General features: G+C 36.1%; 14 protein-coding genes. 12 read left to right on the top strand and 2 right to left on the bottom strand.

Annotated elements, in window-relative coordinates; translation table 11 throughout:
* The first annotated feature begins 23 nt into the window (after positions 1–23).
* The 10 genes from AC4BB7_RS15420 to AC4BB7_RS15375 all read left to right on the top strand — a co-directional run bounded on the left by AC4BB7_RS15420 (position 24) and on the right by AC4BB7_RS15375 (position 8304).
* Positions 24–794 carry a PTS mannose/fructose/sorbose/N-acetylgalactosamine transporter subunit IIC gene (locus tag AC4BB7_RS15420; RefSeq protein WP_071879278.1) on the top strand — a complete coding sequence of 257 codons (771 nt, stop codon included), beginning with the start codon at positions 24–26 and terminating at the stop codon, positions 792–794.
* Entirely contained in the window at positions 778–1620 is an 843-nt protein-coding gene (locus tag AC4BB7_RS15415) for a PTS system mannose/fructose/sorbose family transporter subunit IID (protein WP_490483595.1), read from the top strand. Before AC4BB7_RS15420 ends, AC4BB7_RS15415 begins: the two co-directional genes overlap by 17 nt.
* 378 nt (positions 1621–1998) lie before the next feature.
* Positions 1999–3546, top strand: a complete 1548-nt coding sequence (locus tag AC4BB7_RS15410) for an ABC-F family ATP-binding cassette domain-containing protein (RefSeq protein ID WP_490483594.1) — start codon at positions 1999–2001, stop codon at positions 3544–3546.
* A 12-nt stretch (positions 3547–3558) separates the two neighbouring features.
* Positions 3559–3930 carry an FAD-dependent oxidoreductase gene (locus AC4BB7_RS15405; protein WP_490483593.1) on the top strand — a complete coding sequence of 124 codons (372 nt, stop codon included), beginning with the start codon at positions 3559–3561 and terminating at the stop codon, positions 3928–3930.
* A 59-nt stretch (positions 3931–3989) separates the two neighbouring features.
* Positions 3990–4826 carry a GNAT family N-acetyltransferase gene (locus AC4BB7_RS15400; RefSeq protein WP_490483592.1) on the top strand — a complete coding sequence of 279 codons (837 nt, stop codon included), beginning with the start codon at positions 3990–3992 and terminating at the stop codon, positions 4824–4826.
* 194 nt (positions 4827–5020) lie between these two features.
* On the top strand, positions 5021–5833 hold the full coding sequence (locus AC4BB7_RS15395; RefSeq protein ID WP_490483591.1) for a helix-turn-helix transcriptional regulator: 813 nt from the start codon (positions 5021–5023) through the stop codon (positions 5831–5833).
* Between the two features lie 137 nt (positions 5834–5970).
* A complete protein-coding gene (locus AC4BB7_RS15390) occupies positions 5971–6288 on the top strand; it encodes a PadR family transcriptional regulator (protein WP_086314384.1) in 318 nt (105 codons plus the stop codon).
* Positions 6281–6868, top strand: coding sequence for a DUF1700 domain-containing protein (locus AC4BB7_RS15385; protein ID WP_490483590.1), 588 nt, complete (start codon positions 6281–6283; stop codon positions 6866–6868). Before AC4BB7_RS15390 ends, AC4BB7_RS15385 begins: the two co-directional genes overlap by 8 nt.
* On the top strand, positions 6865–7020 hold the full coding sequence (locus tag AC4BB7_RS15380) for a hypothetical protein (protein ID WP_170923010.1): 156 nt from the start codon (positions 6865–6867) through the stop codon (positions 7018–7020). Before AC4BB7_RS15385 ends, AC4BB7_RS15380 begins: the two co-directional genes overlap by 4 nt.
* Positions 7021–7209: 189 nt before the next feature.
* On the top strand, positions 7210–8304 hold the full coding sequence (locus tag AC4BB7_RS15375; RefSeq protein WP_490483589.1) for an acyltransferase family protein: 1095 nt from the start codon (positions 7210–7212) through the stop codon (positions 8302–8304).
* Between the two features lie 67 nt (positions 8305–8371).
* On the opposite strand, the gene fabI is transcribed toward AC4BB7_RS15375, so the two are convergent.
* Positions 8372–9124 (bottom strand): enoyl-ACP reductase FabI, encoded by a 753-nt coding sequence (fabI, locus tag AC4BB7_RS15370; protein ID WP_086314381.1) that lies wholly within the window; start codon positions 9122–9124, stop codon positions 8372–8374.
* 303 nt (positions 9125–9427) lie between these two features.
* On the opposite strand from fabI, the gene fabF reads away from it, so the two are divergent.
* Entirely contained in the window at positions 9428–10666 is a 1239-nt protein-coding gene (gene fabF / locus AC4BB7_RS15365; RefSeq protein WP_490483588.1) for a beta-ketoacyl-ACP synthase II, read from the top strand.
* Positions 10667–10668: 2 nt separating this feature from the next.
* Positions 10669–11103: a 3-hydroxyacyl-ACP dehydratase FabZ gene (gene fabZ, locus AC4BB7_RS15360; protein WP_010762460.1), complete on the top strand. Its 435-nt coding sequence runs from the start codon at positions 10669–10671 to the stop codon at positions 11101–11103.
* Positions 11104–11195: 92 nt separating this feature from the next.
* Here the strand turns inward: fabZ and AC4BB7_RS15355 are convergent, their stop codons facing one another.
* Positions 11196–12872, bottom strand: a complete 1677-nt coding sequence (locus tag AC4BB7_RS15355) for a PucR family transcriptional regulator (RefSeq protein ID WP_490483587.1) — start codon at positions 12870–12872, stop codon at positions 11196–11198.
* Positions 12873–12960 lie beyond the last annotated feature (88 nt).

Genomic DNA, 12960 nt, shown 5'->3' with positions numbered 1-12960 from the left:
GAAAATACTGAGGGGGAAAAAACATGGAAGTCACGTTTATGAGAGTATTTTTGATGTTTATCATTGCTTTATTTGCTTATCTGCATAGTTGGTTTGGGTCAACAATGTGGAATCGCCCAATTGTGGTAGCACCGCTAGTGGGTTTAGCTTTAGGTGATATTGAAGCGGGGATCAAGTTAGGGGCGACCTTAGAACTCGTCTTTATGGGGGCATTTCCGGTAGGCGCTAGTAACCCACCTGATTTTGTTTCAGGCACGATCATTGCAACGGCCTATGTGATCATGAGTGGACAATCTGTGTCTAGTGCTGTTGTTTTAGCGGTACCGATTGCAACCTTAGTTCTGTTGATCGACAATCTTCAAATGACATTCCTACTAACTGGGGCAAGTCATTTAGCAGACAAAGAAGCCAGCAAAGGGAATATCAAAGGTGTTGAAAGGATTCAAATAATCGCAGGTATCGGCAATAAAATCTTATTAGCTTTGATTGTAGCACTAGGCTTTTATCTAGGTGTTCCATTTATTGAAAAAGTTCTTTCTTATGTACCTGAATTTGTAACGCATGGACTAGATATAGCTGCTGGAATTATTCCTGCTATCGGTTTTGCCATGCTTGCTCGAATGATGCTGACGAAAAAAATGATTGCGTTTCTTTTGTTAGGTTTTCTATTAGCGGCATATTTAAAAATCTCAATTGTCGGAATTGCATTATTTGGTATCGTCGTTGTGTTGATCTATATGAATTTCAGTAATAACCAACCGAAGGAGGCGTATGTAGATGACAACGAATTCTAAAGAAAAAATAAAGACGATTTCACATGATTCAGTCATTACTAAACGAGATTTTTGGTCTGTTTTCTTCCGTTCACTGACATTGGATTCTTCTTGGAACTATGAACGAATGCAAAATTTGGCTTATGCCTTTGCGATGGCTCCGATTATTCGCAGGCTATATAAAACACCTGAAGAACGAAAAGAAGCGCTAGAGCGTCATTTAGAATTTATGTCTGTTACCCCTCATATCTCAACACTCCTTTTTGGAATTTCTGGTGCAATGGAAGAAGAGAATAAAAAAAATCACAAGTTCAATCCAGCGAGTATCAACGCGGTGAAATCAAGCCTAATGGGGCCGATGTCTGGGATCGGAGATTCTTTTTTCTGGGGGACGTTAAAAGTTATTGCATCAGGTGTCGCGATTTCTTTAGCGAAAGAAGGCAATATTTTTGGTCCAATCGCATTTTTATTGATCATCAATGTTCCCCACTTTATTTTAAGATATATTTGTTTGGACAAAGGTTTTAAACTTGGGGCAAAATTCTTCAGTGATGTTGGCGATAGTGGCATTATTGAAAAGGTGACCAATGCAGCCTCCATTTTAGGACTGATGGTCATTGGCGGAATGACAGCTTCAAATGTGGTTTTTGAATTAACTGCTAAAGTTGGAAGTGGAAAGATAGCAGCACCTTTACAAGAATATGTAGATCAAATCATGTTAGGTTTTTTCCCTGCTTTGTTATTCTTGATCATTTATTGGTTGTTAGGTAAAAAAGTGAAAACAACGACTTTACTTGTTGGTGTAATTGTCATTTCCATTCTCTTTGCTGCAGTAGGTATTGCCTAAGTAAAGGAAAAAAACAGCTTTGTAGAGCAATTGAAGAGAATTGTCAACTATTGCTGGATTTGACTATTTTTTTTCAAAATGGTAGAGTAACACCTGAGGAAGGTGTTTCAAATGTACGTATTATATATTTCAACTCTTAGCTCCCTACAACTTATTTTTGATGAAGTGTTGTATGGAGCTTAATCGAAAAGCGAAGAGCTTTTCTTATTCATCAGTAAATCAAGCATATTAAAAAAATAGCACATGGTTGCTATGTTTTTAGTTTGCTTATTTACTGAAGGATATATAGATTAAAAGGCCCTAGACATTTTGTCTATGGGTCTTTTTTGTATGTTCTTTAGTAAAAATAAACGAAACCACATGAAAGAGGAAAATAGAATGGAATTATTACAAGTTAAAGATTTAAGCTACGCAGTACCAGATAAACAGCTTTACGAAAACAGTTCGTTTACATTAAGAAGCAAAGAGCATATGGGGATCGTTGGGAAAAACGGCGCTGGTAAAAGTACCTTATTGAAGATGTTGTTAGGCAATGTATTGCCAGATGAAGGATCAATTACGTGGAATCCAGCAGCTACATTAGGCTATTTAGATCAATATGTAGATATGGATCAATCTCTTACGATCAATGAATTTTTAAGATCAGCGTATCAAGAATTATTCGACACAGAGAAAGAGATGCTGAAACTTTACGAAACATATGGGGAAACAGGCGACGACCAATTACTGGCAAGAGCTGCAACCTATCAAGAACAACTGGAGATCAAAGGTTTGTATCAAGTTGAAAATGATATCAGCAAAGCGATCACAGGTCTTGGAATCAGTGACGGGGACGCAGACCAAACATTGAGTGAATTGAATCGTGGCGACCAAATCAAGGTTATCTTAGCCAAATTACTACTAGAAAAACCATCAGTCTTGATCTTAGATGAACCGACGAACTATTTAGATCAAGAACACATTGAATGGCTGACAGAGTACTTAAATGCTTTTGAAAATGCCTTTATCATAGTTTCCCACGATACTGACTTTTTAAGCAGTATCGCAACCTGTATCTGTGATATTGATTTTGGTTCGATCAAAAAATATCACAGTAACTATACAGATTTCTTAAAACAAAAAGCACATCTAGCAGAAGCTTACCAAAGTCAATTTGAAGCGCAACAACGAAAAATCAAAGAAACCGAAGCGTTTATTCAAAAAAATATAGCGGGTATCAAAACAAAAATGGCGCAAGGCCGCAGAAAGCATTTGGAAAAGATGGATCGTTTGAAAGAACCCGAAAAGAAAGTCAAATCGAATTTCTCCTTTAAACTAATGCCGCAAAGTTCTCCTAATGTGATGACGATCGATGAACTTACTGTTGGCTACAAAGAACCCTTGCTGACTGTACGTGATCTGCAAGTCAAAAAAGGGGAGAAGATAGTCATTACTGGCGCAGATGGTTTAGGAAAAACAACATTGGTGAAAACACTTCTTTCAATGATACCCGCAATTTCTGGAAAAGCTCAATTTTCACCTCAAGTCGTTGTAGGCTATCATTCACAAGAAATTGAATGGGAAAATACTGAGTGGACACCGATCGAAGCGTTGGCGAATAAATACACGAAACTTACTTATGAAGACGTTCGACGAGAATTGGCAAAATGCGGTTTGAAACGCGAAATTGCTTCAAAAAATTTGTACATGCTAAGCGGTGGGGAACAATCAAAAGTGAAGCTATGTGATTTAACCATGCAGCCAAGTAATTTCCTGATTTTAGATGAACCGACCAATCATTTAGATGTTGATTCAAGAAAAGCGCTTCAAGAGGCTATCAAAGCATTTAGAGGCAGTGTCTTATTGATTTCAAATGATGAACAGTTTTATTCGCCAATTGCTGATCATATTTATACTGTCGCGGATAAACATCTTATTAGACAATGAGGTGAGCTTAAAATGAACTTTACAGGATATAAAGAATGTCATTTGTATCAGCTTCCTGTTGTGAAACGTGAAGTGACAGAACAGCAGTTGGATCAACGGATTTTAATTATAGGCAGCAATGTTTCAGAATGCATGATGGCCATTGATTTAGCAAAGCAAGGAAAAGAAGTTACTCTTATAGAACGTTCAGATGAAATTCTTTCAGATTGTTTAGCATCTCCCAAAAGAGCCAAACTTATGCAAAAGCTGGAAAACTTAGTTGTGACGATTTTTTTAGAAACCACTTGTATGAATGTAGAGGGAAACGAAGTTTGTTTAAGTAATCTAGAAGGATTTAAGACATTTTTGACTATTGATAACATCATTGTTTCTAAAAAACTATGAATATTCTTAAATTCGTTTATAGTTAAAGAAATAGAGTCAAAAATGGAGGGAGAACCATCATGTTTATATCTATAAATGAGGCCGATTTTCAACAAGTAGTAGAAACCTGGAATCAAGGATTTAGCGATTATCTAGTACCGATCCATATCGATCAAGAAGCTTTGGAACAAAGAATCCAGTCGTTGAAGCTCTCAAAAAGACTTTCAGCTGTATTCTCGATGGAAGGGGAATTCGCTGGTATCATTCTTTTAGGGATTCAAACCTTTAAGCAAACCAAAATAATGTGGATCGGTGGAATGGCTGTGAGTCCTCCTTATCGCAGAAATAAAGTGGCTTCTAAATTAATCGAGTATGCAGAAAAACTGGCAATGGAAAATCAATGCGATAATCTGATGCTTGAAGTGATTGCTGCTAACGAAAGAGCTAAAAAACTGTATGAAGCAAAAGGATTTCAACTTGTGAACGAGTTAGCCGTTGGTACTATGGTTTTACCAATGGAATTCAGTGGAGCAAATGAATGTCACTTTAAAACTATTTCACCACAAGAACAAGCGAGAACTGAAAATCAATGGACTCCTTGGCAAAATCGTTCTATCTTTTCAGATAGAAATTACGCTATCTATCAAGATGAAACGAAAATTGGATCAATTAGTTTTAATTTAGTGGAAGAATCTGACGGTAAAGTGTTGATTATCAAACAATTACATTGCCTTAACCAAAATGATCGATCATGGATAACCGATAGTTTACTTGCATTGAAAAAACAAGAGGATGTTAAAACTATCAAATTAAGCAATGTTGATATGACCACATTTGAATATACTGAGCTTCACAGAATTGGTATTGAAATGCAGCTCACACAATTTCAATTAGGGAAACAACTGAATAATAAATAGTTATATCTGATTCAAATTAAAAAAAACGCTGCAACATTCATGAACTAAAAGTGGATGTTGCAGCATTTTTTTGTACAGAAAAGCAGTTAAATCAACAAGCAACGTATCGTTGCACAGGGCTTTATTGTATAATAAATGAGAGCAACGCATTTGTGCGGCAAAAAGGATAGACGTCAGAATAGGAGTGGCTTATAGTGACTGTAGAAATTGGTAAACAAATTAAAAAATTCCGTCAAGAACAAGAAATCTCCCAACAGGAATTAGCAGACTACTTGAACATTTCACGTCAAACAATATCCAAATGGGAGCTAGGAAAAAGTCTTCCAGATTTGGAGAATGTTGTGAGACTTTCTGAGTATTTCAATATCAGTGTGGATGTTCTATTAGACCGTAAAAAGACTGGTTTCTTTAGAGGATTGTTCTTAGGAAAAGAAAGAAGGCAAAGCCACATGAATCAAAATAGAGGAGAAAAAAATGGTACAGCATTCTACAGTGCCTACGTTCAAGATGTTCAACCGCTATTTTTAGAAGGAAAACGAGTGAATACCTTTATAAAAATCGAGGAAGAGATTTATCCTAAAGCAACTTTTTCAAAAATGATGGGGTATGCAAACTGTTTATGTAGTTTTGTGGACAAAACAGTTTCAATCGATCAAATTGGAAAATTTAAATTGGCAGTCAATATTCCTATAGAGCAATCCATTGCTCTATTTTCCTTACAGGATATAGTAGAAATCAACTTGGGATTTGGAAAATATTTCCGAAATATCGGGGGGGATTTTGTGACATTGATCGATCTTGTGACAAAAGATCAAAACTACCATTTATGGGTAGAGTCTTTAACTGTCGCACATGCAATTTGGCATCACGAAATGTTTACTTCAGTACAAATCAATGTAGAGCAACCCTTTCAAAAAGCATTAGATCTAGAAAATGAAGAAGAAGCTGTTGAAGCAATCCGTGATGATGCAGAAAATATCCCATTGTTTTATGGAACAGCTGAATAATAATTGTTTATTCACTGCTAGTTATTGCAAATAGTATAAGAGTAAGAGAACGGTAGAGGCCGTTCTCTTTTTTTAGAATATACTCCTTGACGCATAATACTATGTAATGTATAGTAATACGTGTCAGGAGGTATAATATGGATTCTCAATTAAAAAAAGGTTTGTTAGAATACTGTATTTTAGCTATTTTAAAGAAATCTGATTCCTACGGTTATCAAATCATCAAAGATTTATCAAACGTGATAACAATTTCAGAATCAACATTGTATCCTATCTTAAAGCGTTTAGAAACAAAAGAAGAATTAGAGACATATTCAATGGAGCATAATAGTCGTTTAAGAAAATATTACCGAATTACAGATGTTGGTAGAGAGAAAATAAAAACATTTATTCAAGAATGGGACGAAGTCATGAAAGTGTATCATTTTATTGAAATGGGGGAGCAAAATGAATAAGCAGGAATTTTTGTATCAATTAAAAGAAGGGCTGATTCGCTTAGATGAAGTAGAAAAAAGCCAATTTATTCACTATTATGATGAACTGATCGAGGATTATCTAGAAGATGGTGCGAGTGAAGAAGAGGCAGTGGAAAAATTAGGAAAGCCATCGGTCATAGCTAGTAAAATTTTGGAAGATGCTTTTGAAGAGGGAGACTTTCAACCACGGAAAAAGGTTAGTCCGTTGATTGTTGTATTATTGATTTTAGGTTTTCCATTATGGGGTAGTCTTTTAATAGCACTGATCGCAATGATTCTATCTGCCTATATTGTTATTTGGTGTCTGCCTTTTTCGACTGTAGTTTTTGCGGTAGTAGGTTTAGTTGCTTCAGTATTTAGTATGTTTGCGAGTATCTTTGCAATGCAAGATGGTATTCATGTGGCGGTCACTCAGTTAGGTTTTGGTGTCATGGTATTAGGTCTAGCTATACTTAGTGGCATAGCAACAATCAACATGGCAAACTATTTTATCAACATATCAAGAAAGTTCTCAAACAAAGTACTTCATCTGATTCGAGTGAAGGAGTTATTATTATGACAAATAAAAAAATACTGATTAGAATTGGCGTTGGTTTAACGGTTATTGGCTTAATTATTGCGTTGGCAGGTTTTACAATGGCAGGTTTTCAACTCGACAAATATCGAGAAGAAGGAACTATTTCTTGGTATCGAACCATTCGATTTGATTAGAGAGTATAGAGACATCAGACAGGGGAAAATCTTGACGATGTTTCTATTTTTTATTTTAAGACAGAATCATCGAAAGTAGATGTGGTTACTAAAGGAGTATCAAAATATCAGTCTTAGTACCGATAAATTAAAAAAGCTGCTTTGCTATAATAAAAGTTAAGAGGACTGAAATGGGAAGTGGGTATTGGTATGGGGATGGAAAGTATCAACAGATTAGTAAAAGAAAAACAGATAAATACAAAGGGAATTGATATAGTTAAATATGCAGCGGCGATTTTAGTTATTTGCTTTCATTGTGAAAGAGTTTTTCAAGATCCTGCAATCAATTATTTATTTAAGAATGTTTTATGTCGATTTGCGGTTCCCTTTTTTTTAATTTCAACGAGTTATTTTGTTAGAAGAGGGCAGAATCAATCAGCTAATTACATAAAACAGTATCTAAAGTCGTTAGCAAAATCGTATTTATTTTGGAGCCTGATCTATTTACCAGTTGGGTTTATGTGGATTCAAGAAAACTATTCTCTTAGCCCAGGATTGTATCCAGTGGCTCTAGTGGCGGGATTGCTTTATACGGGCACCTATTATCATCTTTGGTACATCCCAGCAGCGATGTTTGGAATCGTTTGTGTCCAGTGGCTGCTCAAAAAAACAGGATATCTTGTTTTGTTCAGTGTAGCTACGCTGATGTACGCTTTTGGCTCGTTAGAAACCTACTATGCTTATATCGGGAATGGGCAGTTGAAAGCTTTTTTTGATCAGTATATGAGTATGTTTATTACTACTCGAAATGGTTTGTTTTTCGCATTGATTTTTGTAGCACTTGGTTTTTTCTTATGGGATCATCGGGAAAAAGTGATTAGTTATCAAAAATACTTAGGATTGTTGGTCGTACTGACTGGGAGTCTTTTAGTAGGAGAAGGAATTATTGTATATTCTAATGTTGGAATCGATAAGAATTTTCTGTGGATGCTTGTTCCGTTTACTAGTTGCCTTTTCTGTTGGAGTTTATTTATAAAGGTGGAAGAGAAGATCGATGTAAAACGGTTGAGAGATTTAGGGAAATACTATTTCTTTATTCATCCATTATGTATTTTGTGGACAGCAAATTTAGTGCACAGCTATGAATTTTTTGCGAATAGTTGGTTACAGCTGATCGTAACTTTGGTCGCAACACATTTATTGAGCTCTCTGGTAATCACGATGAATCAGCAATTGCCTTATTATTATTTTGACTTACAATTGATGTTAAGAGTCAATCGTGGTTACATTCAAAGATGGATATAGAAAACAGAACTTAAATAAAAAGATGAGGCTGAGAGAAAACTTTTTTAATTTTCTCTCAGTTTCTTTTTTAAGTAAGATGAACGCCTTTATCAACGTAAATAATATCTCCGACAATACCAGCAGCTAGTTCACTAACTAAAAACGCGCAAGTATTGCCTACTTCTTCGATCGTAACCCCTGCTTTATCTGGTGTACGGCCTTCTGAGATTTTGATCAATTGATCGTAATCTTTCACACCCGTTACTGCAAGTGTTTTGATAGCACCAGCTGAAATACCGTTCACACGGATTTTGTCTGCTGCAAATTCATAGGCTAAATATTTTACAGCTGTCTCTAAAGAAGCTTTAGCGATTCCCATCATGTTATAGTTTGGGATGGCTCTTTCAGAACCTAGATAAGTCATTGTAACAATTCCTGAACCAGGATTCAGCATTGGTTTTGCATGATGTGCAACAGCTAAAAGTGAGTAGCTGCTGATATCTTGAGCCAATAAGAAACCTGAACGGCTGATGTCACTTACATTACCATCTAACTCTTCTTTGTTAGCAAAGGCAATAGCATGCACTAAACCATCGATCTTGTCGTATTTTTCTTGGATTGTTTGGAATGCTTGGGCAATTGAGTCATCAGAGGCTACATCGCATTCTACAAGTAAATCAGTTGGTTCTGCTAATTTTAACAATTGTTTTTTCATGCGTTCGTTTTGGTACGTATAAATAATATCAGCGCCTTGCTCTTTTAATGCTTTGGCACATCCCCAAGCAATACTTCTTTTGTTGGCTACGCCCATTACGACGACTTTTTTATTTTTTAGAAACATATGGATTTTCCCCTTTTAAAATTATTTTTAGTGTGTGAAAAGTGTCTCAGATCTTAATAAAAACTAAATATCTAATTTTATTTAAGTTGACGGATAAAATTGCAACTGGTATTATCTGTTGTGAGAATGATAATAAAATTCTCTGACAAATAAACAACACCCATACAGACATTTTATCGGATGTCTGAATTATTAACTAAAATACTTTGAAAGTCAAACTATTTTACTTAAATTTAAACAAAAAAGTGGTGTTTACGCAAGTTTTTTTTAATTTGATAGTCAAAACAATAGTGGAGGTGCACGATGAAACGAGTTGTAATTACAGGGATGGGAGCGGTGACTCCTTTAGGAAATACTGTAAAAGAGTATTGGCAAAATTTAGTTAATGGAAAATTAGGAATCGCTAAAATTACTAAATTTGATTCTGAAGATACAGGTGTGGCACTTGCAGGTGAAGTGAAAGAGTTTGATCCAAGTGAGGTTCTTGATCGGAAAGAACAAAAGCGGATGGATCTATTTTCACAGTATGGTTTAGTTGCTGCAATGGAAGCTTGGAATATGAGTGGTTTAACTCAAGATACAATCGATCCAAAACGTTTTGGTGTGATTGTAGGTAGTGGGATCGGCGGTATGACGACCTTGCAAGATCAAGTTAGAGTGATGGATAAAAAAGGGGCTAAACGAGTAACACCTTTCTTTGTACCAATGGTGATCGCGAATATGGCATCAGGAAATATTTCCATCAAATTAGGTGCAAAAGGACCTTCTCAAACAATCGTGACTGCTTGTGCATCTGCAACAAATGCCATCGGTGAAGCCTTCCGTACAATTAAGTACGGTTTAGCTGATATGATGATCACAGGTGGAACAGAAGCAACGATTTGTGAAATCGGAATTGCTGGTTTTGCTGCTTTAAGCGCGTTAAATACAACAGAAGATCCAACGAGAGCGTCGATTCCGTTTGATAAAGAACGACACGGTTTTGTGATGGGAGAAGGTGCCGGCATGTTGATGCTTGAAGAGCTTGAACATGCTAAAAAACGTGGCGCAACGATTCTAGGTGAAATCGTAGGTTACGGTAGTAACTGTGATGCTAGTCATATGACAGCGCCATTAAAAGATGGAAGCGGCGCAGCAGATGCAATTGAATTAGCTTTAGCAGAAGCGGCAATTGATGCCTCTGCGATAGGTTATGTTAATGCACACGGTACATCAACACCAGCCAATGATGCCGCTGAAACAGCAGCATTAAAACGTGTATTTGGTGAACGTGCCCACGATATTCCAATCTCAAGTACAAAGAGTATGACAGGTCACCTTTTAGGTGCAGCTGGTGGAATAGAAGCAATTGCTTGTGTGAAAACACTACAAGAAGGTGTTGTGCATCCAACAGTGGGATATAAAGTAGAGGATCCTGAATGTGATTTAGATTATGTAACAGCTGGTTCACGCTCCGTACAAGCAGAATATGCAATCAGTAATTCATTCGGCTTTGGCGGTCACAATGGCGTTATTTGTATCAAAAAATGGGAGGAAAACTAACAATGACAAGATTAATGAATGCAACAGAAATTATGGAAATGATTCCAAACCGTTATCCAATTTGCTTTATCGACTATGTGGATGAAATCATCACGGATAAAAAAATTATTGCAACAAAAAATGTGACGATCAATGAAGAATTTTTCCAAGGACATTTCCCTGGAAACCCAACAATGCCAGGTGTTTTGATTATTGAAGCATTAGCACAAGTTGGTTCGATCTTGATTTTGAAAATGGATCAATTTAAAGGTGAAACAGCGTACATCGGAGGAATCAACAAAGCGAAATTCCGTCAAAAAGTTGTTCCAGGAGATGTCTTGAAGTTGCATTTTGAAATCGTAAAAATCAGAGATTATGTCGGCATCGGGAAAGCAACTGCTTTTGTTGAAGATAAAAAAGTTTGTGAATGTGAATTGACTTTTATTGTAGGTAGATAATAAGTTAAAGAATAAAAAATGAGATAGAAGTTATTATCCATATCTAAGTAGACTAGAACATAGCTTATTGAGTTATGTTCTAGTCTACTTTTTTAGTGGTGTAATTCATATAATTTCAGTGCTAATTGCAATGCAAAGGTATTTTTCTCTTGTTCCAAATCTACTGGTAGTAGTCCTTTGATCTTTTCAATCCGATAAAGCAACGTATTTCGATGAATAAATAAGGCTCTAGATGTTGTAGCGATATTTAAATGATGAGCTAGATAAGCTTTTAATGTTGGCGTGAAGCTAGTCTTGTTTTCCAGATCGTAAGTCAGTAAGGTGCTTAAATAGTGAGTGTAAAATTTTCTTCCTTGTTCTTTTGAAATGGAGTCAACTAAAAAGGAATCAAAATAAAAATCATTAAAAAAATAAATTTTTTCTTCTTTTGCGTCATCTTCTAATAGTTGGATGACTTTTTTTGCTTCTTCAAAGCTTTGAGACAATTCAAGAACGGGTAAAGTAGAACCGATGGTGCAGAAAATGTCTCGTTCCGATTGACCTTGCTGTTCTAAATGTATCCGAATCCGTTCTGCTGTATCGGATACTTCGTTGTGTGTTTTTAATGCGCTCAATTTAGGATCAGTTCCTAATAGTATTACTAATTGATTTTTTCGGCTAAATAGATGGAGATGGGGAAACCGATTGGATGTATAAGTTGTCAGGGACGACAGTAAGCTTTTCATTAAGCGATCTTCTGATTGTTTCTTTTCCATTAAGGAATCTGACGTATGACCAATTGTTTGGATGGAAAGGATCAAAACCGTATAGTTTAAGTTTGGATCGATCGTTGTATCATAAGTAGCCAAAGCCGCTAAGTCTTTGATTTGACCTGATAATAATTGATCGAAAAAATCACGGCGAATTCTATTTTCCGTCCGTTCAATTTCTAAAAGCCGCATTTGTTCTAATGCAAAGGCCATTGAACCATTTTCTAAGGCAACATAATCAAGGTCTGTCAGCGGACGTTCTATTAGATAAACTAAAATAAAGCCATAGTGGATCGTATCAAAATAAACAGGCATGATCACGCAAGGGTATTCCTGTTCCTCAAAAGAAAGAGCGCGAGTGATTGGTTTTTGGATTCGTTCAAAATTAGTAGGTAAGTCTGTAATTGTTTGGATTGGAAAAGTAAGGGTAGTTCCATTTTTTTTGATGATTTCTTGGATCAATGGTTGTTTTTTGTCACTGATAGCTGTCACTGACCAGTCAGTATCTACTAATACAACTGGATTATTGACCATTTCCGCTAAACCAGAAGCAATTTTTTTCATACCGCCACCATGTAGAGAAATCTCAAAGAATTGTGAATGAATATCCAACGACGCTTGGTTCAACTCATTCATTCGGCCAGAAATTTCGGCCATGACAATATTCATGATCTTTGAAAAGGCGATCCCATAAGGAATTTCTATAAGAGGTAAACCAAGTTCATCTGCTAATTTACGCATGGATTCAGGAATTCCTTTTAGATAGATGTGTGGTTTGATACAAATCGCAGAACAATTGATTTCTTTAAAACGTTGGATAAAACGACGTTGGATTTCGGCATTTTCGCTAAAAAAATACCCAGAGGTAATTAGTAGTTCGCCTGCAGACAACCAGTCAGAAGCATCGGGATTATCTAAAATGTTTACGCCCGTGATCTTATTATCCAGGCCTTTTTCCCCAGCGACTAATTGGAATGTTTTGAAAGGAGAAAGCTGCAGGAAGTTTTTGACCGTTAACATGGATACACCATCTTTCTAAATTATAATTTCGTCACTTTAACTATACGGTAATTAGTTAAAGTGTACAACTGAAAAAGAAAATATTCGG

This window comes from Enterococcus sp. AAFC-DPL-5182 (genome assembly GCF_058216605.1).
This window is presented reverse-complemented; position numbering and strand designations above follow the sequence as displayed.

Bases quoted from the DNA above. Each gene is read 5' to 3' on its own strand.
- fabI (WP_086314381.1), bottom strand. From the start codon at position 9,124: ATGTTTCTAAAAAATAAAAAAGTCGTCGTAATGGGCGTAGCCAACAAA.
- AC4BB7_RS15405 (WP_490483593.1), top strand. From the start codon at position 3,559: ATGAACTTTACAGGATATAAAGAATGTCATTTGTATCAGCTTCCTGTT.
- AC4BB7_RS15420 (WP_071879278.1), top strand. From the start codon at position 24: ATGGAAGTCACGTTTATGAGAGTATTTTTGATGTTTATCATTGCTTTA.
- AC4BB7_RS15355 (WP_490483587.1), bottom strand. From the start codon at position 12,872: ATGTTAACGGTCAAAAACTTCCTGCAGCTTTCTCCTTTCAAAACATTC.
- fabZ (WP_010762460.1), top strand. From the start codon at position 10,669: ATGACAAGATTAATGAATGCAACAGAAATTATGGAAATGATTCCAAAC.
- AC4BB7_RS15415 (WP_490483595.1), top strand. From the start codon at position 778: ATGACAACGAATTCTAAAGAAAAAATAAAGACGATTTCACATGATTCA.
- AC4BB7_RS15385 (WP_490483590.1), top strand. From the start codon at position 6,281: ATGAATAAGCAGGAATTTTTGTATCAATTAAAAGAAGGGCTGATTCGC.
- AC4BB7_RS15400 (WP_490483592.1), top strand. From the start codon at position 3,990: ATGTTTATATCTATAAATGAGGCCGATTTTCAACAAGTAGTAGAAACC.
- AC4BB7_RS15375 (WP_490483589.1), top strand. From the start codon at position 7,210: ATGGGGATGGAAAGTATCAACAGATTAGTAAAAGAAAAACAGATAAAT.
- AC4BB7_RS15390 (WP_086314384.1), top strand. From the start codon at position 5,971: ATGGATTCTCAATTAAAAAAAGGTTTGTTAGAATACTGTATTTTAGCT.
- AC4BB7_RS15380 (WP_170923010.1), top strand. From the start codon at position 6,865: ATGACAAATAAAAAAATACTGATTAGAATTGGCGTTGGTTTAACGGTT.
- AC4BB7_RS15410 (WP_490483594.1), top strand. From the start codon at position 1,999: ATGGAATTATTACAAGTTAAAGATTTAAGCTACGCAGTACCAGATAAA.
- fabF (WP_490483588.1), top strand. From the start codon at position 9,428: ATGAAACGAGTTGTAATTACAGGGATGGGAGCGGTGACTCCTTTAGGA.